21 protein-coding genes, 1 pseudogene and 1 riboswitch are annotated in these 19250 nt (G+C 71.5%); of the genes and pseudogenes, 7 read left to right on the top strand and 15 right to left on the bottom strand.

Annotated features, from left to right (window positions below; all coding sequences use genetic code 11):
• Complete coding sequence (locus tag DI005_RS27015; protein WP_112275632.1) at window positions 1-207, bottom strand: hypothetical protein; 207 nt, start codon at window positions 205-207, stop codon at window positions 1-3.
• Window positions 208-239: 32 nt separating this feature from the next.
• On the opposite strand from DI005_RS27015, the gene DI005_RS27010 reads away from it, so the two are divergent.
• Both DI005_RS27010 and DI005_RS27005 read left to right on the top strand, forming a co-directional pair.
• The gene (locus tag DI005_RS27010) at window positions 240-1205 is read left to right on the top strand and encodes a zinc-binding dehydrogenase (protein WP_112275630.1); all 966 of its coding nucleotides are present in this window, start codon (window positions 240-242) and stop codon (window positions 1203-1205) included.
• A 111-nt stretch (window positions 1206-1316) separates the two neighbouring features.
• Window positions 1317-2300 carry an alpha/beta fold hydrolase gene (locus DI005_RS27005; RefSeq protein ID WP_113644037.1) on the top strand — a complete coding sequence of 328 codons (984 nt, stop codon included), beginning with the start codon at window positions 1317-1319 and terminating at the stop codon, window positions 2298-2300.
• A gap of 23 nt (window positions 2301-2323) precedes the next feature.
• Here DI005_RS27005 and DI005_RS27000 read toward each other — a convergent pair whose 3' ends face one another.
• The gene (locus DI005_RS27000; RefSeq protein WP_113644036.1) at window positions 2324-3376 is read right to left on the bottom strand and encodes a nitronate monooxygenase family protein; all 1053 of its coding nucleotides are present in this window, start codon (window positions 3374-3376) and stop codon (window positions 2324-2326) included.
• A gap of 245 nt (window positions 3377-3621) precedes the next feature.
• Here DI005_RS27000 and DI005_RS26995 point away from each other — a divergent pair, with 245 nt between their 5' ends.
• Window positions 3622-3834: a hypothetical protein gene (locus DI005_RS26995; protein WP_112275624.1), complete on the top strand. Its 213-nt coding sequence runs from the start codon at window positions 3622-3624 to the stop codon at window positions 3832-3834.
• 71 nt (window positions 3835-3905) lie between these two features.
• A complete protein-coding gene (locus DI005_RS26990) occupies window positions 3906-4349 on the top strand; it encodes a pyridoxamine 5'-phosphate oxidase family protein (protein ID WP_112275622.1) in 444 nt (147 codons plus the stop codon).
• A gap of 9 nt (window positions 4350-4358) precedes the next feature.
• Here the strand turns inward: DI005_RS26990 and DI005_RS26985 are convergent, their stop codons facing one another.
• A complete protein-coding gene (locus DI005_RS26985; RefSeq protein ID WP_113644035.1) occupies window positions 4359-4712 on the bottom strand; it encodes a VOC family protein in 354 nt (117 codons plus the stop codon).
• A gap of 49 nt (window positions 4713-4761) precedes the next feature.
• A complete protein-coding gene (gene lepA / locus DI005_RS26980; protein ID WP_113644034.1) occupies window positions 4762-6624 on the bottom strand; it encodes a translation elongation factor 4 in 1863 nt (620 codons plus the stop codon).
• A gap of 113 nt (window positions 6625-6737) precedes the next feature.
• Between lepA and DI005_RS26975 the strand changes: the two genes are divergently transcribed.
• The gene (locus tag DI005_RS26975) at window positions 6738-7337 is read left to right on the top strand and encodes a class I SAM-dependent methyltransferase (RefSeq protein ID WP_113644033.1); all 600 of its coding nucleotides are present in this window, start codon (window positions 6738-6740) and stop codon (window positions 7335-7337) included.
• A gap of 166 nt (window positions 7338-7503) precedes the next feature.
• Here DI005_RS26975 and DI005_RS26970 read toward each other — a convergent pair whose 3' ends face one another.
• Window positions 7504-7884, bottom strand: a complete 381-nt coding sequence (locus DI005_RS26970) for a VOC family protein (protein ID WP_113644091.1) — start codon at window positions 7882-7884, stop codon at window positions 7504-7506.
• A 13-nt stretch (window positions 7885-7897) separates the two neighbouring features.
• Window positions 7898-8468, bottom strand: a pseudogene (locus DI005_RS39190) (hypothetical protein).
• Between the two features lie 164 nt (window positions 8469-8632).
• On the opposite strand from DI005_RS39190, the gene rpsT reads away from it, so the two are divergent.
• Window positions 8633-8893, top strand: a complete 261-nt coding sequence (rpsT, locus tag DI005_RS26960) for a 30S ribosomal protein S20 (protein WP_110342808.1) — start codon at window positions 8633-8635, stop codon at window positions 8891-8893.
• Between the two features lie 168 nt (window positions 8894-9061).
• Here rpsT and holA read toward each other — a convergent pair whose 3' ends face one another.
• On the bottom strand, window positions 9062-10042 hold the full coding sequence (gene holA / locus DI005_RS26955) for a DNA polymerase III subunit delta (protein ID WP_113644032.1): 981 nt from the start codon (window positions 10040-10042) through the stop codon (window positions 9062-9064).
• Window positions 10043-10155: 113 nt separating this feature from the next.
• Window positions 10156-10288: riboswitch (SAM riboswitch) on the top strand.
• 13 nt (window positions 10289-10301) lie between these two features.
• On the opposite strand from holA, the gene thrC reads away from it, so the two are divergent.
• On the top strand, window positions 10302-11558 hold the full coding sequence (thrC, locus tag DI005_RS26950) for a threonine synthase (protein ID WP_113644031.1): 1257 nt from the start codon (window positions 10302-10304) through the stop codon (window positions 11556-11558).
• Window positions 11559-11701: 143 nt separating this feature from the next.
• On the opposite strand, the gene DI005_RS26945 is transcribed toward thrC, so the two are convergent.
• The 8 genes from DI005_RS26945 to nadD form a co-directional block, all read right to left on the bottom strand.
• Entirely contained in the window at window positions 11702-12469 is a 768-nt protein-coding gene (locus tag DI005_RS26945; protein ID WP_112275610.1) for an SDR family NAD(P)-dependent oxidoreductase, read from the bottom strand.
• A gap of 65 nt (window positions 12470-12534) precedes the next feature.
• The gene (locus tag DI005_RS26940; protein ID WP_113644030.1) at window positions 12535-14928 is read right to left on the bottom strand and encodes a ComEC/Rec2 family competence protein; all 2394 of its coding nucleotides are present in this window, start codon (window positions 14926-14928) and stop codon (window positions 12535-12537) included.
• Window positions 14925-15773, bottom strand: coding sequence for a ComEA family DNA-binding protein (locus tag DI005_RS26935; RefSeq protein ID WP_233520326.1), 849 nt, complete (start codon window positions 15771-15773; stop codon window positions 14925-14927). The genes DI005_RS26940 and DI005_RS26935 overlap by 4 nt, the downstream gene beginning before the upstream one ends.
• Window positions 15774-15869: 96 nt before the next feature.
• Window positions 15870-16715 carry a DegV family protein gene (locus DI005_RS26930; RefSeq protein WP_113644089.1) on the bottom strand — a complete coding sequence of 282 codons (846 nt, stop codon included), beginning with the start codon at window positions 16713-16715 and terminating at the stop codon, window positions 15870-15872.
• Window positions 16716-16725: 10 nt separating this feature from the next.
• Window positions 16726-17484, bottom strand: a complete 759-nt coding sequence (octT, locus tag DI005_RS26925; RefSeq protein WP_113644029.1) for a diglucosylglycerate octanoyltransferase — start codon at window positions 17482-17484, stop codon at window positions 16726-16728.
• A 2-nt stretch (window positions 17485-17486) separates the two neighbouring features.
• A complete protein-coding gene (locus DI005_RS26920; protein WP_112275607.1) occupies window positions 17487-18098 on the bottom strand; it encodes a histidine phosphatase family protein in 612 nt (203 codons plus the stop codon).
• Window positions 18095-18505 carry a ribosome silencing factor gene (gene rsfS / locus DI005_RS26915; protein ID WP_112275606.1) on the bottom strand — a complete coding sequence of 137 codons (411 nt, stop codon included), beginning with the start codon at window positions 18503-18505 and terminating at the stop codon, window positions 18095-18097. Before rsfS ends, DI005_RS26920 begins: the two co-directional genes overlap by 4 nt.
• 61 nt (window positions 18506-18566) lie before the next feature.
• Window positions 18567-19154, bottom strand: a complete 588-nt coding sequence (gene nadD / locus DI005_RS26910; protein WP_112275605.1) for a nicotinate-nucleotide adenylyltransferase — start codon at window positions 19152-19154, stop codon at window positions 18567-18569.
• Window positions 19155-19250 lie beyond the last annotated feature (96 nt).

The following is a 19250-nucleotide window of genomic DNA, read 5'->3' as shown; positions in this document are numbered from 1 at the left end:
CTAGGACGTTCTGTCCGGGCGGCGGGTTGCGCCGCGGAACCTGCTGACGCGGTCGGCGACCGCGTGGACGACACGGTGGATCAGCCATGCCAGCCCCACGCACAGCGGTATCAGCACGGCCATCACCAGCACGAACTGCACGGGGAACCACTGCTGCGCGAGCCACAGCTCGAGGCTGTCCCACCAGCGGGCCACTCCGTCGAACACAACGAAGAGCGTACGCCAGGTAGGTTGACGCCATGTTCGCCGTCTATGCCAAAGAAGCCAACCCCGACGATCCGCTCGCCTCGCTGGTGGTGGGTGAACGACCGGAGCCGGAGGTCCCCGACGGCTGGGTGAAGGTCTCCGTCAGGGCGGCCAGCCTGAACATGCACGACATCTGGACGCTGCGCGGCGTGGGGATCAAGCAGGAGCAGTTCCCCATGATCCTGGGCTGCGACGGCGCCGGCGTGCTCGACGACGGCACCGAGGTGGTGATCCACTCGGTGGTCAACGACGCCTCGTGGCGCGGGGACGACACCCTCGACCCGAAGCGGACGCTGCTCACCGAGAAGCACCAGGGCACGTTCGCCGACTCGGTGGTGGTCCCGGCCCGCAACGTGCTCCCCAAGCCAGCGGGCCTCTCGTTCGCGGAGGCAGCGACCATGGGCACCGCGTGGCTGACCGCCTACCGGATGCTGTTCGTCAAGTCCGGGCTGCGGCCGGGGCAGACATTCCTGGTGCAGGGCGCCTCCGGCGGTGTGTCGACCGCGCTGGTGCAGCTGGGCCGGGCGGCGGGGTTCCGCGTGTGGGTCACCGGCCGCAGCGAGGAGAAGCGGGCACTGGCGGAGCAGCTGGGCGCCCACCAGACGTTCGAGTCCGGGACTCGCCTGCCCGAGCGCGTCGACGCCGTGTTCGAGACGGTGGGCAAGGCCACGTGGTCGCATTCGATGAAGTCGTTGAAGCCGGGCGGGACCATCGTGGTGTCGGGTTCCACCAGCGGCCCCGACCCGAGCGCCGACCTGCAGCGACTGTTCTTTCTGCAGCTGAACGTGGTGGGCTCCACGATGGGCACCCGCGACGAGCTGGCCGACCTGCTCTCCTACACCGACCTGGCCGGGATCCGGCCGCAGATCGGTGCCGAGCTGCCGTTCGAGCAGGCCGAGTCGGGCTTTTCGGACATGCTGAAAGGCGCCACCGCCGGGAAAATCGTGTTTGTGCGTTAGTTTCCCAGAACGCTGCTGACCTGCACAGACACCGTGTTGACATTGCGCCGATACGGGTTCGTGTCCGGGAGAACGGGCTTGAAAATCCCGTATTCCGGTTAACCTGAAAGCATGATCGCGGCGCAGCGAGAAGCTCTGCCCGGCCCGGTTATCCGGGCCGGGTATCGCCGCTTCGCGGGTTTCCGCACCAGGGTGCTGGAGGTCGGCCCGCGCATGGTCGAGTCGGGCAGGCGCACCAGAAGGCGCCGCCAGGGAGCCCGGCCCGACGCGCCCCGCATCGTCCTGTTGCACGGCTACTGCGACAGCGCCGACACCTGGCGCCCCGTGCTCGAACAGCTCGCCGACGCCGGCATCGCGGTGCTCGCCGTCGACCTGCCCGGCTTCGGTGAGGCCGCTCCGCTGCGCCCCGGCGCGATGCTTCCCCAGCTCGACGCGTTCACGGCCGCCGTGATCCGGGAGCAGGCCGCGCTCGGCAGCGTGGTGCTCGTCGGCAACTCGCTCGGCGGAACGATGAGCTTGCGCGCCGCGCAGAACCCCAAGCTGCCGATCGCCGGGATCGTCTCGATCGCCGCGCCCGGCTTCGTGGACTCGTGGCTGATCAGGACGGTCGCCAAGTACCCGCTCGCGCTGCGCCTGTGTGCGTCGCTGCCGCTGCCCGTGCCCGGCTTCGTCGTGCGCTCGATCGCCCAGCAGGTGGTGCCGCGCCTGCTCTACGCCGACATCAAGATGGCCGACGCCGTGCACGTCCGCCGGTTCCTCGACCTCTTCCCCGACTACAGCACCACCACCAGCAGGCTCGCCGAGGCCAGGCAGCTCGTCGCCGAGCTGGAGTCCGCCTACCAGCTCGACCGCATCACCGCACCGCTGCTGATCATCGTCTGCGGTAAGGACCGGCTGGTGAGCGCGGCGTCGGGGCGGCAGCTGCACGCGCTCGTGCCGCACAGCAGGCTGCTGGAGCGCGAGGACTGGGGGCACTGCCCACAGCTGGACGACCCGCAGGCGATCGCCGAGGTGCTGACCTACTTCGCACAGGGCAACCGCGCCCGGCCCGAGACCGCCCCGCTGCCGTCCGCCGCCGCGGGCGCGGCTGGCTGAGGCGCACTGAGGCGGGCCGGGCTTCAGCCGAACCTGCGCACACTCCGCTCCAGCGCTGCCCTGGCCTGCTCCCGCAACGTCTCGATGATCTCGGCGGCGGGCGCCTGACCCGCGAGCGAGTACGTCTGCCCCGCCCACAGCGACATCGCCTCGGGGTCGCCCGCCGCACTCGCCGCTGCCCTGATCGGCTTGCTGAGGTTGTGCAGCTGCGGGTAGGCCGACGGGGCGTCGCCGGAGTGCTCGCGCAGGAACCGGTTGACCAGGCCACGTGCGGGCCGTCCGCTGAACGCACGGGTGAAGGCGGTGGGACGGCCCGCGTCGGCGAGCGCGCGCCGCTGCGTCGCGTTGGTGCCCGCCTCGTCCGCCCGCAGGAACGCTGTGCCGAGCTGGGCCGCCACGGCGCCCGCGGTGACGACGGCGGCCACGTCCCCGCCGTGGACAAGACCACCGGCGGCGATCAGCGGCAGGTCCGTCTCGGCCCCGACGAGCCGGAGCGCCGCGAGCAGCCCGTACAGCTCGCCACCCTCGGCCCGGCCGGCATCATCGGTGAACAGGCCACGGTGCCCACCGGCCTCGAACCCCTGCACGCACAGCGCGTCCGCGCCCGCCTCGGCGGCCTGACGCGCTTCCTCTGGCGAGGTGACAGTGACAACGACCGTGCTGCCCGCTTGGTGGAGCCGCTCGATGTCGGTCTCCAGCGGCACCCCGAAGGTGAACGACACCACCGGCACCCGCTGCTCCACGAGCAGGTCGAGCTTGGCGCCGTAGCCGTCGTCGTCCCAGAGCGCGGCGCCGGGCTCGACGTCGTAACGCCGCGCCTCCTCGCGTAACCGTTCCGCGTAGGGCCGCAGGTCCACGGTGGCCCGGATGCCGGGCACGAAGAGGTTCACGCCGAACGTGTCACCGCAGAGCTCCCTTGCCTTGCTGATCTGATCCCCCAACGCCGCGGCACCGAGATAGCCGCCCGCCAGGAAGCCGAAGGCTCCCGCACGCACGGCCGCGGCCACGAGCTCCGGCGTCGACGGACCACCGGCCATCGGGGCCACCACCACCGGGACACGCAAGCTGTCGAACATGCGCCAAGCGTACGAAGCCCTCACGGACCGCGATGACGCGCCCGGTCACCACCCTCGTTACGGGAAGGTGAGAAACGAATTCACCGGCATGACCATCGGGTAAACGGGTGTCACCCCGCCGAGCTAGCCGCTGTTTCATGATCGAAAACCGTCCGTAAATCGCCTTGTTGCGCCGTTTGGCCCAGTGCAGGCTGCCCCCACGACGCGAGCGACGTTCGCGTCGAACCGAGAGGAAGAGGACGGCAATGACCGACAACCAGGTGACCGCGCGGAGCACGGCGAAGCGCTGGACCATGCGCGGCGTCGCGGTGAGCGCGCTGACGGTGCCCATGCTCGCGATCGTCGGGGGCCAGGCGTCCGCGGCCGAGCTGACCCCGATCGCCGAGTACCTGGACGAGACGATCGCCGCCACGTCGGCATCGCTGGTCGAGGCGCTCGCCATCCTGCTCGGCGTCTGACGGCGCAACCCGTCCCGGGGCCGCGTGGGGAGACCATCCCCGCGCGGCCCTGGCGTCGTTACCGTGGGGGCATGCCCGCCGATCTCGCCCTCGTCCGTGAGCTCGCCGCCGCCGAACACGGCCTGGCGACGCTCGCCACCACCCGGCCCGACGGCACGGTGCACGCCTCCGTGGTCAACGCGGGCGTGCTCGACGACCCGGTGTCCGGGAGGCCCTCGGTCGCGGCAGTACTGGTCGGCGGAGCCCGCAAGCGCGAACTCCTGCGCCGCAGCGGACACGCGACGTTCGTCTTCCGGCACGGCTGGCGATGGGTGTCCGTGCAGGGCCCGGCGCGCCTGATCGGGCCCGACGACACGTGCGAGCACTTCCCCGCCGAGCGGCTGCCCCAGCTGTTGCGCGACATCTTCACCGCGGCCGGCGGCACCCACGACGACTGGGCCGAGTACGACCGCGTGATGGCGGAGGAGCGGCGCACCGCCCTGTTCGTCGAGGCGGTGCGGATCAGCGACCGCTAGGGCGCGGGGTCACCGCAGGTGTGCGAGCACGTTGATCACCGTGCCGCCAGGGTCCTCGACGAAGAAGCGTCGAACGCCCCACGGCTCGTCGGTGAGCGGGTAGACGACCCGCAGGCCACGACGCACCGCCAAGGCATGCGCCGCGTCGACGGCCGCCGGTTCGCCGACATCGACCCCGAAACGAGGCTGGGGGTGCTCCGCTCCGGGCGGTAGGACGAGTACCTGCGCCGTGGGGTTGGCCGGCGATCGCAGACCGAGCACCGGATCCTCCATCGCGACCTCGAGTCCGAGGACCTCGACGTAGAAGTCCCGGGACGCGCCGAGATCTGCTCCGTCGGCATAGGGGATGATTCTGCTGATCACTCTCGCATCATCCCGGCGCGGCTCCCCGCTGTCTTGCAAGAACGGGAGGCTACTTCTTGCCCTTGCCCTTGTCGCCACCGCTGTCCTCAGTGGACAGTGCCGCGACGAAGGCCTCCTGCGGCACCTCCACGCGGCCGACGGTCTTCATGCGCTTCTTGCCTTCCTTCTGCTTCTCCAGCAGCTTGCGCTTACGCGAGATGTCACCGCCGTAGCACTTGGCGAGCACGTCCTTGCGGATCGCGCGGATGGTCTCGCGAGCGATGATGCGCGAGCCGATCGCGGCCTGGATCGGCACCTCGAACTGCTGGCGCGGGATGAGCTCGCGCAGGCGAGTCGCCATCCGGTTGCCGTAGCTGTAGGCGGCGTCCTTGTGCACGATCGCCGAGAACGCGTCCACCGCCTCGCCCTGCAGCAGGATGTCCACCTTGACCAGGTCGGCGGCCTGCTCCCCCGCCTCCTCGTAGTCGAGCGAGGCGTAGCCGCGGGTGCGCGACTTCAGCGAGTCGAAGAAGTCGAAAATGATCTCGGCGAGCGGAAGCTGGTACCGCAGCTCGACGCGGTCCTCGGACAGGTAGTCCATACCGAGCAGCTGGCCGCGCTTGCTCTGGCACAGCTCCATGATCGCGCCGATGAACTCCGACGGCGCGATCACCGTGACCTTGCTGACCGGCTCGTGCACCTCGGCGATCTTGCCGCCGGTGGGCCAGTCCGACGGGTTGGTGACCACGAGCTCGGTGCCGTCCTCCAGGAAGACCTGGTAGACGACGTTCGGCGCGGTGGAGATCAGCTCGAGGCCGAACTCACGCTCCAGGCGGTCGCGCGTGATCTCCAGGTGCAGCAGGCCAAGGAACCCGCAGCGGAAACCGAAGCCGAGCGCTACCGACGTCTCGGGCTCGTAGCTGAGCGCGGCGTCGTTGAGCCGCAGCTTGTCCAGCGCCTCGCGCAGGTCCGGGTAGTCGGAGCCGTCCACGGGGTACAGGCCCGAGTAGACCATCGGCTGCGGCTCGCGGTAGCCGGCGAGCGGCTCCTTGGCGCCGTGGCGCTCCGCGGTCACCGTGTCGCCGACCTTCGACTGGCGGACGTCCTTCACGCCGGTGATGAGGTAACCCACCTCGCCGACGCCGAGTCCCTTCGCGGCCTTCGGCTCCGGCGAGATGATGCCGACCTCGAGCAGCTCGTGCGTGGCCCCGGTCGACATCATCTTGATCCGCTCGCGCGGAGTGATCTTGCCGTCGACGACGCGAATGTAGGTGACCACGCCGCGGTAGGTGTCGTAGACGGAGTCGAAGATGAGCGCGCGCGCCGGGGCATCGGAGTCGCCCACCGGCGGCGGCACCTGGCGCACGACCTCGTCGATCAGCTCCTTGACGCCCTCACCCGTCTTCGCCGACACCCGCAGCACGTCGGAGGGCTCGCAGCCGATGATGTTCGCCAGCTCGGCCGCGTACTTGTCCGGCTCCGCGGCGGGCAGGTCGATCTTGTTGAGGACCGGAAGGATGTGCAGGTCCTTGTCGAGCGCGAGGTAGAGGTTCGCCAGCGTCTGCGCCTCGATGCCCTGCGCGGCGTCCACCAGCAGGATCGCGCCCTCACACGCCTCGAGCGCACGGGAGACCTCGTAGGTGAAGTCCACGTGGCCCGGCGTGTCGATGAGGTGCAGCACGTGGTCCTGGCCGTCGAGCCGCCACGGCAGACGCACGTTCTGCGCCTTGATCGTGATGCCGCGCTCCCGCTCGATGTCCATCCGGTCCAGGTACTGGGCGCGCATGGCCCGCTCCTCGACCACGCCGGTGAGCTGCAGCATCCGGTCGGCCAGGGTGGACTTGCCGTGGTCGATGTGGGCGATGATGCAGAAGTTCCGGATGTGCTCCGGGGGCGTGAACGTGGTGTCGGCGGACGGGCGTGTCTGTGTCACTCGTTACCTCAGGTCGCTCGCGGGTGGCACCCTCCATGTTCCCATGCCGCCACACCGACATTTCCGGGTCATCCCCGATGCGGGTCTCGTCCAGTCCGTGCTGACCTCGAAGGATGAGTTCTGTACTTGACGAACCGCTCGACCGGGCCTTCGGTCACCCCCGCGGTCTGCTCGGCCGCATCGGCGGAGCGCTGATGGCGCACGGCAACGCGGCGACCGAGCGGCACGTGGTCGAGGTGGCGAAACCGGCCGCGGACGAGACGGTGCTCGTGCTCGGACCCGGCCCTGGCATCGGACTCGCCGAGGTGGCCGCCCGCAGCCGGCTCGCCGTCGGCGTCGACCCCTCCGAGGAGATGCTCCAGCTGTGCCGCGCGCGATGCGCCGCCGCGGTGCGTGAGGGCACCGTGCGGCTGCGAGCGGGCACCGCCGCCGCCACCGGGCAGCCAGGGGAGTCCGTGGACGTCGTGCTCAGCGTCAACAACGTGCAGCTGTGGGCCGACCGGGAAGCCGCGTTCGCCGAGCTGTTCCGCGTGCTGCGGCCGGGAGGGCGGCTCGTGCTCTCCGCGCACGAGAAGTGGCTGCCGGTGCCACGGCACGACCTCGCCAGGGAGCTGGAGGCCGCCGGCTTCGGCGACCTGCAGACATGGGTGTGGGACCCGCCCGGCCTCGCCGCCACGCGCGCGGCCCAGCTGCGGGCGTGGCGGCCCGCCTGAACGCGGCCGCCGCGGCTCGGTGGCCGGTTCATCCCCGGCAGGCAGCGCCCGGAGCCGCTGGTGGCGGCTCTCGACGGTGCCGGCCACAGCGCTGAGCCCTCTGCCTGGCGAATCCGATCGTCACGAGGATCCCGGTCTCGGCGAACCGGGCATCCCCGAGACGGAGCTACTGGGAGCGCACATCGACCCTCAGCGGGTGGTCCGACGGGATCTCCACGAGCACGATCCGCGTGCCGTCCGGGTCGGAGATCCACGCCTCGTCGAGTCCCCACGGTTCCCGCTGCGGGCCCTTCACCGGCTCGACGCCCTTCGCGCGCAGCTCGGCCACGGCCGCGGCGACGTCTCTGACCTGCAACCACAGCGCCATGTCCGGGGTGGCGCCGGTGCGGCCCTCTCCCACGACCTCGAGAAACCCGCCGCCGAGGAAGAACACGGTGCCGCCGGGAAACTCGCGGTAGACCGCGAGCCCGAGCGTGTCGCGGTAGAAGGCCTTCGTCACGTCGGGATCCCTGGGATGCACCAGCACCCTGCTGCTCAGCACGTCCATGGGCAACACGGTCTCATGCGAGTGCGGTCGCCGTGATCCCGAACAACACGAGCAGAACCGCCGGCCGCCTACCAGGGTGCCGCTGCCCAGCAACAACCAGCCGGCGAGACTGCCGAGCACGATGCTCAGCTCCCTGGCGGGCGCGACGAGGCTCACCGGCGCGAGCCGCAAGGCGAAGAACACGAGCAGGCAGGCCAACGGAGACAGCGGACACACCAGCAGCACCTCACGCCGGTGCTCCCGCCGCAGCTTCCCCACCAGACCGGGCCAGCCCGGTCGTTCCCCGAGCACCAGCACGGCGACGAGCACCGACAGCAGAGGTCCGCTCCCCTGGCGACCGGGTACACGACGGACAGGTCGCCGACCGCGTACCCGCGTTGCAGGACGACGCCGTAGAGCACATGGCAGACCACCGTCACGGCGGCGGCCAGCAGCCAGCTCCACTCCGGACGCCGGTCGCCGAACAACACCATCGCGAGCACCACGGGCAGCAGAGCGACGGCGGAGACCGGGTAGCAGAGGTAGCCGGACCCCTGGTTGTGTGCGAGCCTGCGCCAGCGGGGAGACGGCGAAACCCCAGGCACTGCGAGCCCAGGTAACCGACCTGGCCGAGGTCCCGCGGTGACCCGTTGTTATGCTGTTCAGCCGTTGCCGTGTGGCATTCCGCCAGGGAGGAAGCCCGGTGAGTCACCGGGGCCACGAGAACGCGACAACGACAATCCCGCCGAACGATGTGAGGAGCGCCCGCGTGGCCAACATCAAGTCCCAGATCAAGCGCATCAAGACCAACGAGAAGGCGCGCCAGCGCAACCAGTCGGTCAAGTCGGCGGTGAAGACCGCGATCCGCAAGTTCCGCGAGGCCGCTGACGCCGGTGACAAGGACAAGGCCATCGAGCTGCAGCGAGAGGCCGCGCGCAAGCTGGACAAGGCTGCCAGCAAGGGCGTGATCCACAAGAACCAGGCCGCGAACAAGAAGTCCGCGATGGCCCAGCGCGCCAACAAGCTCTGAGCCTGCCGACAAGCTGTCGCGAAGCCCCCGGTGACCAACGGTCTCCGGGGGCTTCGCCGTTGTCGGCGCGTGTTCGCCGAAAGTCCCCTATGGCGCAGCGTCTCCGTTGGGGGTGTGGGAGACGGGCGGTGCCCCGAGCGCACCAAAGGTGGCGCTGGGGCGCGTCGCCTAGCGGCGTTGCTTCGCGGCGATGAGGTCCAGCACGGCACGCTCGATCGCGTAGTCCGGATCGGCCGCGGCGCCCTTCACCTCGGCGTTCACGCGGGCGACGATGCGCATGGCCTCGGCGAGCGAACCCGAGTTCCAGCCGCGCGACTGGCCCTGCGCCTTGCGGATCTTCCAGGGCGGCATCCCCAGCTCGCCCGCCATCTGGTTCGGGTTGCCCCGGCCCGCCGCGGACACCCTGGCGATCGTGCGGACCGCGTCGGCCAGCGCGTCGGCCACCAGCACGTGCGGCACCCCGATCTGCTGCGCCCACCGCACCGACTCGAGCGCGGCGGCGCGGTCTCCGGCGACGGCCTTCTCGGCGACCATGAACCCGGTGACGTCGGCCCGGCCGCGGTGATACCGCCGCACGGCCTCCTCGTCGACGCTGCCGCCGGAATCGGCCACGAGCTGCGCGGCGGCCGAGGCGAGCTCCCGCAGGTCGGAGCCGACCGCGTCGATGAGCGCGACCACCCCTGGCGCGTCGATCCGTCCGCCCGCCCGCCGAACCTCGTTGCGCACGAAGGCTTCCCGCTCGGCGGGCTTGGTGATCTTGTCGCACTCGATGACGGCAGCGCCCGCCTTCTTGAGCGCACCCGGCAGCGCCTTGGCCGCCTTGCTCCGCCCACCACCGGTGTGGACCACGACGAGCACGATGCCGTCGGCGGGCATGCGCACGTAGGACAGGATCGCGTCGGAGATCTCCTGCGAGACGTCCTGCGCGCCCTCGATGACGATCACGCGGCCCTCGCTGAACAGCGAAGGGCTGACCAGCTCGGCGAGCTGTGGTGGTGTGAGTTCGGACACCCGGACGCGCGTCAGCTCCGCCGTCGCGTCGGCCAGCCGCGCCGAGTCCAGCGCGGCTCGCACCGCGCGTTCGACGAGCAGTTCCTCGTCCCCGAGCACGAGCTGCAGTGGTGCGGGCGTGGTGGCTGGCGCGGTCACGCTGCCGATCCTGCCACGGTGACGTAACCCGCACAGCCGTGGCACGAACTGATCCCGATGACGTAGGCTTCCTCACGACGTCGGGCGGATTCCGCCCACGGACAACCGAATACCGCTCATCCAGAGGGGCAGAGGGAACGGCCCGATGAAGCCCCGGCAACCGGCGTCAGCCTGTCATCTCGATTCCGCGAGGTAGCTGGCGATCACGGTGCCAATTCCGACCCGCGCCAGCGGGGCAGATGAGGAAAGGAACCTCGCGATGACTGCAGCGCTCGAAACCACGAAGTCCGTCGACCTCGGTCCGGCCGTGGAGCTCGTGTCCAAGGAAGAGGGCCACCGCCAGCCGCTGGCCCCGGAGTTCGTCTCCGCCGGGGACTTCTCGCCGCTCGAGGTCGCCTACGACTTCGGCCGCGTGCGCCGGGAGGACATCGAGGCCGGCCCTCGCAACATCTGGCGCTACAAGAGGCTGCTGCCGGTGCCCTCCAACGTCGAGGAGATCCCCAACACCGAGCCGGGCTGTACCAGGCTGGTGCGTGCCGACCGCCTCGCGAAGGCCCTCGGGGTCAAGCGCATCTGGGTCAAGGACGACACCGGCAATCCCACCCACTCGTTCAAGGACCGCGTGGTCGCCGTCGCGCTGGCCGCTGCCCGCGAGTTCGGCTTCGACACGCTGGCCTGCCCCTCGACGGGCAACCTCGCCAACGCGGTCGCCGCGGCCGCCGCGCGCGCCGGCTGGCAGTCGGTCGTGCTGATCCCCTCCTCTCTCGAACGCGCCAAGATCCTCACCACGGCCGTCTACGACGGCGCCCTGATCGCGGTCGACGGCAACTATGACGACGTCAACCGCCTGGCGACCCAGCTCGCCGCCGAGCACGAGACCTGGGCTTTCGTGAACGTCAACGTGCGCCCCTACTACTCCGAGGGCTCCAAGACCCTCGCCTTCGAGGTCGCCGAGCAGCTGGGCTGGCGGCTTCCCGAGCAGATCGTCGTTCCGATCGCCTCCGGCTCGCAGCTGACCAAGGTTGACAAGGGCTTCCGCGAGCTGGGCCAGCTCGGCCTCGTCGACGAGTCGCCGTACAAGGTCTTCGGGGCACAGGCCACCGGCTGCTCGCCGGTCTCGGCCGCGTTCCGCAACGGGCACGACGTGGTGCAGCCGGTGAAGCCGGACACGATCGCCCGCTCGCTCGCGATCGGCAACCCCGCCGACGGCCCGTACGTGCTCGACACCGTCAACCGCACCGGCGGCGCGATCGAGGACGTCAGCGACGAGGAGGTCGTCGAGGGCATCCGGCTCCTGGCCCGCACCGAGGGCATCTTCACGGAAACCGCCGGCGGCGTCACCGTGGCGACCGCGAAGAAGCTCATCGAGACCGGCAGGCTGGACCCCGACGCCGAGACCGTGCTGCTCATCACCGGCGACGGCCTCAAGACGCTGGACGCCGTCGAGGGCAAGATCGGCCCGAAGGCCACCGTGCCCCCGTCGGCCGACGCCGTGAACGAGGTCCTCGGCCGCTAGGTCGGGTCTGATAATCCTCTGCCGTGCGGGCCGGGATCACCGTGGTGGCTCGCACGACAGAGGAGGACGCTCGCCCCATTTCAAGATCGTCGACCCGCACCAACGTCTCCCGACAGCACACCTGAGTCGCCACGGGCCGCGGCTCACAGGGCGTGCCCCCCTGCGACCTGCAGCACCTGGCCGGTGATCCAGCGGGCCTGCTCCGACGCCAGGAACACGACCGCGTCGGCGATGTCGTCCGGCTTCCCCGGACGACCGAGTGGCACGATCTCCTTGACCTTCGCCACCAGGTCCTCGTCCATCCAGCCCGTCTGCACCGGCCCCGGAGCCACGGCGTTGACCCTGATCCCGGCCGCGCCGAGGTCCAATGCCGTGCCGCGCGTGAGCCCTTCCAGCGCGGCCTTGGACGAGCCGTAACCGAGCTGGCCGGGGAACGCGCGTGCCGCGTCGGTCGAGATGTTCACGACGCACGGCGCTGCCCGGTCCGGCTGCTGTCGGCACGCCAGCTCGCTGATCAGCAGCGCGGGCGCGATCGCGTTGACCCGGTAGTGCCGCTCGAGGCTGCCCGCCGTCAGCGCGTCCACCGTGTCGGGGGTTTCGCAGTGCGCGGCGTTGTTCACGAGCACGTCCACGGGACCCAGCCGCGCCTCGACCTCGTCGAACAACCGCGCCGCCGCATCCGGCTCGGCCAGGTCGGCCGCCACCGCGACCGCATCGTCGAGTTCCCCGGCCAGCCGGCGCGCGGCCTCTACGGGCGGGGTGACGTGCGCCCACCGCGCCTCCTCCCCGGGATGGTGGTGTACGGCCACGCGGGCACCCTGCGCGGCGAAGGCCCGGCTGATCGCCTCGCCGATGCCGCCGCTGCCACCAGTCACCAGCACGACCTTCTGACCGAGTCCGGTATTGATCATGGCGCGAGCGTGCCGGGGCCGTCCGGTTCCGGCAACCGGATTCACGGCCAGTCAGAGTGGTTCTGTCATCGCGACGCTCCTCTCCTGACAACGGCCGGTCCGTCGTCGCCCGGCACCACGGCGGTGTCGCCGCCGGTGTCCGTGCGGGCCACGAGTGCCCCTCCTCTCGTCAGCACGCTCAGCGTCGTGCGGTTCGGATGTCCGTACGTGTTGTCCGCGCCCACGCTCACGAGCGCGACCCTCGGTGCCACCGCACCCATGAACTGCGGCAGCGTGAACCGAGACCCGTGGTGCGGCACCTTCAGGATCTCCGCCCTCAGGTCGGCCCCGGCACTGAGCAGGTCGCCCTGGGCAGCCAGCTCGACGTCGCCGGTGAGCAGCGCTCGCCCTGCGGCCGTGTTCGCGCGCAGGACCACGGAACTGTTGTTGATCCCCGTGCCGTCGTCCTCCTCCCCCTGGTCTCGCGGGACATAGCGCGGTCCCACCACATCGAGCCGCAGTGCGGGCCACTCGAGCCGGTCCCCGACGCTCAGTTCGAGCAGGGGAACGCCCCGGGCCGACGTCTCGGCCGCGACCTCCCGCCATGCCCAGCCCGGCGTCCGGCCGGGACCGACCGCCACCGCGCCGACCGAGCGCCCGTCGAGCACCGCCGCGAGTCCGCCCACGTGGTCGGCGTGGAGATGGCTCAGCACCACCAGCGGCACCCGGTCGACGTCGAGCCGGTCGAGACAGCGGTCCAGCGGTCCCGGCTCGGGCCCCGCGTCCACCACCACCGCACGGCCGGGCTCACCGGTGGCCAGCACGAGCCCGTCGCCCTGACCGACGTCGCACGCGACCATCGCCCAGTCCCTCGGCGGCCACCCCGGCGCGACGACCTGCACCGGAACCAGGACGACCAGCAGCGACGCCAGCGCCAGCGCGAGCGCGATGCGCGCCGGACGATGTCGCAGCGCCAGCACCACCAGGCCGGCGATGCCGGCCGCGAGCAGCCCGCCCCACCAGCCGGACGGCCACCCCACTACGGCGCCCGGCACCCCGGCGGCCTCCCTCCCGACGAGCACCAGCCAGCTCACTCCGGGGCCCGCGACGTGTACGAGGACCTCCGCACCGGCGGGCCACGGCCCCGCGAGCACGGCGGCAAGCACCCCGAGCACCGTCACCGGCGCGACCACCGGCGCCGCCAGCAGGTTCGCGGCCACGGACACGAGGCTGACCTCACCGGCCATCCCGGCGATGATCGGCGCGGTGACCAGGAACGCGGCCACCGGCACGGCGAGCCCCTCGGCCAGCCCCGAGGGCACCCGACGGCGGGTCAGCGCCTCGGCCCACCTCGGAGCCAGCAGCACCAGGCCGGCGGTGGCCACGACCGACAGCGCGAAACCCATGCTCGCCGCCATCGCCGGGTCGTAAAGCACCAGCGCACAGACGGCTGCCGCCAGCGCCGGCATGGCGGATCCCTGCCGACCCAGCACCAGCGCGAGCAGCCCGACCGCTCCCATGACGCCGGCCCTCAGCACGCTCGGCTCGTAGCCGACCAGCACCACGAACCCGATCAGCACCACCCCGGCGGCGACCGCCGACAGTCGCGGCCCCAGCCGCAGCGCCCTGGCCAGCAGCAACACGGCACCGCACACGATCGCCACGTTCGCGCCGCTGACAGCCGTGAGATGCGACATCCCCGCGTCGAGGAACTCCTGCTCCACCCGTGCGGGCAGTGCGCTCGTGTCACCCACGACGAGGCCCGGCAGCAGACCCGCTGGCTCCTCGGACAGCACCGAGCAGACGACCCGCAGCGCGGCCCGGATCGATTCGGCGCTTCGCTGCCACCACGGGGCCGGGCCGACCGCTTCCGGAGGCCCGCGCACGTACGCCGCCGCGACGGTCAGCTCGCCCGTCCGGGCTGGGGCGAGCGAGCCGGACGCGGTGACCTGCTGCCCGGGCAGCAGCCGCGACCACTCCGCGAACGGGGCGATGAGCACCACCCGGCCCGTCGACGCGACCGGCCGGTCGCGCACGCTCGCGCCGAGGACGTCGACCGGGACCACCACCGAGCGGGCTCCGCCCTGCCGTCCCGCGTATCCGGCCGACCGCACCGGCTTGGGTCGTTCCGCGACGGTCGCCCGCAGCGTGACCTCGCTGCCGTTTCGCGCCGGTTCCCGCAAGGGATCCTGCTCGGCACCAGCCAGCCGCACGGCCACGGGACCCGCCGCGAGCAGTCCGCACACGAGGAGCGCGCCCGCTGCGGGCAACCGGCGGGCCGCCTCGGGTCCGGCTCGCGCGTCGCGCCAGGCGACGGCGGCCGCGATCAGCGCGCCCAACGCCCCTATGACCAGGCAGGCCCACCATCCCCACAACAACCCGAACAGCGCGGCCGACCACACCGTCACGGCGGAGGGCGCCAGACGCAGGTCGTGCCGGCGCTCCACGGTGACCGGCTCACGTGACAGCAGGGAGGTCATCCGACCCGCACCTGCTCCCGCAGCTGCTCGAACCGCTTCTCGCCGATGCCGTCGACATCACGGAGCTGCTCGATTGCCGTGAACCGGCCGTGCTCGGCCCGCCACTCCAGGATGCGCTGCGCGGTGACCTCGCCGATCCCGTCCAGGTTCTCCAGCTGCTCCTGGTCCGCCGTGTTGAGGTCGACCAACGGGCTGCTCGCGGTGCCGCCCGGATCCGTGCCGGGCACTCCCGCGGCAGGCGCCGGAGCGGGTGTCCGCATGCCCGGCGGCACCGGGATGCCGATGTACAACTGCTCGCCGTCGACCAGACGACGCGCGAGATTGACGCTCAGCAGGTCGGCACCGGCCACCGGACCACCCGCGGCCCTGACGGCATCGTCGACCCGCGAGCCCGCCGCGACCGTGACGACGCCAGGCTCCTTGACCTTGCCGACCACACTCACGACCAGCGGCTCGGCCGCGGCCGTGCTCGTCGCCGGACCCGCGCTCGCACCCGCCGCGCGCGCGACCGGCAACGGCGGCGGCTGTTCGGCCTCGGGACGGCCGCCGAGCACGAAAACCGTCAGCCCGACCGCCAGCACCATCCCCGCGACAGCGGTGATCAGTGCGATCCGGCGCTGCCGTCCCGCCGGGGCGCCGGCGAGGCCGGGCGGAAGCCACCGCTCGACGAACCTCCCGGCCTTCTCCGGCTGCGCGGGCACCCGGTCCGGCGGCCCGTTCTCCTCAACAGTGACCTGTGCGGCCAGCTGAGCCAGCCGTACGCGCGACGCTCCCGGCTGCGCTCGCAGCTCCGGTTCTGGCCGTGGTTCCGCGTCGCTGGAACCGAGCTTCGCTTGGTCGAACACACATTCGACGCTAGGGAGGAGCAGCTGGGCGCGGCAGGCGGAATCGCGGGGCCTGTGGATTGACCGGGTGATGTGGACAAGTCCCGGCCTCGCGCGTCACTCCGGCCGCTGGACGACGACGCCGAGCACGCCGGGACCGGTGTGCGCACCGATCACGGCACCCAGCTCGGAGACCACGCAGCCACGGGACCGCGGCAGCCGCTCGTCGAGCCGCGTGGCCAGCTCCGCCGCGCGCTCCGGGGAGGCCAGGTGGTGCACGGCAAGCGCGATGTCCTTTTCCTCGGCAGCCTGTACCGCCAGATCGACGAGCCTGCCCACCGCCCGGTTCATCGTGCGCACTTTCTCCAGCGGGACGATCTCGCCGCCGTCCATGCGCAGCACCGGCTTGACGGCGAGCGCGGTGCCGAGCAGCGCGGCGGCGTGCCCGATCCGCCCGCCTCGCCGCAGGTACTCCAGCGTTTCCACGACGAACAACGTCTCCGAGCGCGCGGCCGCGTCGACCGCCGCCGCCTCGACCTCCTCGCCGGACGCTCCGTCCGCCGCGGCGGCAGCGGCGTGCAGGGCCGCGAAACCGAGGCCCATGGCGGTGGTTCGCGAGTCGACGACCCGCACCCGGTCCGGCCCCACCTCCTGCGCGGCCAGCACCGCGGACTCCCAGGTGCCGGAGAGCCGCTTCGACAGGTGCACGGACACGACGGTGTCGGCTCCCTCGTCGAGCGCGGCGCGGAACGTCGCGGCGAACGCGGATGGGGTCGGCCGCGACGTCGTCACGATGCGCCGCTGGCCCAGCGCCTCGGCGAGCGCCACCGGCCCGACGTCGATGCCGTCGAGTGCGGCGACGCCGTCGATCAGCACGTGCAACGGGACCACGCGGATCCCGTGCCTCTCGGCGAAACCCTCCGGCAGGTGGGCGGTGGAGTCCGTGACAACGGCGACCGGCACGGACGCCAGCCTACGTTCCCGCCCGGCCGTGAGCGGGAGCCGCCGCGCCCGCATCGGCCAAGAGGGGGGCGATCAGGCTCGCCATAGCCCTGCCGACCGCCTCGTGGCCCTCCCACCCCCAGTGCATGCCGTCGGCGTTGCCGTGGCCGCCGAGCACGTGCGCGCCGACGACGGCGGGCAGGTCGAGCAGCGGCACACTCGCCTTCGCGCCCCACGCCGCGATGCCGGCGGCTGTCTCCTCGCGTGCCGTGTGGACGTAGCCGTACGACGCCGCGCGATGGACCGAGGGCAGCCAGCCGACGATCGGTAGCGACGGGCGCAATGTGCGCAGCGCGGAGGCCGAGGTTTCCAGGTACCGCGCCGTCAGCCGCGGCGGGAGCACGGCCGGACGTCCCCTGAACGCGACCGAGAGCCTCGGCTGCGCGGCGAGGTAGGCCTTGCGGACCACGCGACGCAGCCCGTCTGGCCGCAGATACCGCAGGCCGGTGCGCAGGTAGGTCGGCAGCGGTGACGGCAGAGTGTCCATGCTGCCGACCGCCAGCACCACCACGTCGGCGCGGTGCAGCTCGGCCCACACCCTCGGATCCCCGGTGAGCGACCACCAGAGGTCACGCGCGGTCCAGCCGATGCCCGCGACGAGATCGGCACTGCCGCCAAGTTCGCGGGCCGCCACGTTCGGCCACAGGCGGGGCTCGTCGGACGGGCAGCCCCCGTCAGGGCCATGAAAGCTAAGCGAGTCGCCGAACACCAGCAGCCGGGGCGTGGCCATGGTCAACCGGTCATGCCCGCGTTGTAGGCATGTAGCCGCCAGACGTCGTTGCGCCTGCCCAGCTCCACCCAGTGACAGTTGGAGATGCCTCCGAGAGAGGGCCACAACCCCACCGGCAGCGCGAGCAGGTGCGCGGTGAGCGCGAGGATGAGCCCACCGTGCGCGGCGAGCAGCACCGTCTTGTGCTCGTCGTCGTCGCGCAGCAGGTCGGTTATGACCTCGCCCGCGCGCTCGGCGACGTCGATCCGCGACTCACCACCCGGAGGAGCCCACGTGGCGTCGGTGCGCCAGCGGTCGCGTTCCCCCGGAGCCTGCGCGTCGACCTCGGCGCCGGTCATGCCCTGCCAGTCGCCGAGGTGGGTCTCCCGCAGGCGTTTGTCGATGCGCAGCGGTACGCCGATCGCGTCGGTGAGCACGGTGGCCGTGTCGGTGGCCCGCCGCAGGTCGGACGCGATGACCAGATCGGGCTCGAAGCGCGCGAGCGCCGGCGCCGCGAACCGGGCCTGGTTCCAGCCGACCTCGGTGAGCGCCGAGTCGATGTGGCCCTGCATCCGGCCCGCCGCGTTGTAGTCGGTTTCTCCGTGCCGCCACAGCACGAGCCGCCGCAGGCTCACGGGGTGCCCGGTTCCTCGTCGTCGGCGGACCGAGGGGCACTCTCGCCGTCGAGGCCCTCGACCTCGATGCGCGGGCAGTCCTTCCACAGCCGCTCGAGCCCGTAGAACGAACGCTCCTCGTCGTGCTGCACGTGGACAACCACGTCGACGTAGTCGAGCAGCACCCAGCGGCCTTCCCGGGTGCCCTCCCTGCGGACGGGCTTGTGGCCGTTCAGCCGCAGCTTCTCCTCGACGTTGTCGACGATGGCGCCGACCTGGCGTTCGTTGGGCGCCGACGCGATGACGAACGCGTCGGTGATCACGAGCCGCTCCGAGACGTCGAGCACGACCACGTCGGTCGCCTTCTTGTCCGCGGCCGCGTGCGCGGCCGCGGTCGCGAGGTCTCGTGCTTCGGCCGTCGCTGTCACGGTGCTCCTTCGGATCTAACTGGCGTCCGCAGAAGCGTACCCGGCGCGGCCGACAGAGCCGTCAGTCCCGGTACAGGCGCCGCTTGTCGATGTAGCGCACGACACCGTCGGGCACCAGGTACCAGACGGGCTCCGCCGCCCGGACCCGCTCGCGGCAGCCGGTCGAGGAGATCGCCATGGCCGTCACCTCGACCAGACTGACCTTGCCCCTCGGCAGGTGGTGGTCGTCGAGGTGGTAGCCGGGCCTGGTGACGCCGATGAAGTGCGCGTACTTGAACAGCTCGTCCGCGTCCCGCCAGGTCAGGATCTGCTCGAGCGCGTCGGCACCGGTGATGAAGAAGAGCTCGTCGTCCGGGTACTCCGTCTGCAGGTCCCTGAGCGTGTCGATCGTGAAGGTCTGGCCGCCGCGGTCGATGTCCACCCTGCTCACGGAGAACACCGGGTTGGACGCCGTGGCGATCACCGTCATGAGATAGCGGTCCTCGGCCTTGGACACGACGCGGTCGGCCTTCTGCCAGGGCTGGCCCGTGGGCACGAAGATGACCTCGTCGAGGTGGAACCGGGCCTGGACCTCGCTCGCGGCGACGAGGTGCCCGTGGTGTATCGGGTCGAACGTTCCACCCATGACACCGATGCGGCGTGGCGACATGGAGACCCACCCTATACGCCCAGGTGAGACGCGCCGCGGGGGTCGGCCCTCCCGCTCCCCGAACCAGGGCCGACCCGCGCGGCGCGCACCGGTGAG

This window comes from Prauserella sp. PE36 (assembly GCF_003311655.1).
Taxonomy (GTDB): domain Bacteria; phylum Actinomycetota; class Actinomycetes; order Mycobacteriales; family Pseudonocardiaceae; genus Prauserella_A; species Prauserella_A endophytica.
This window is presented reverse-complemented; position numbering and strand designations above follow the sequence as displayed.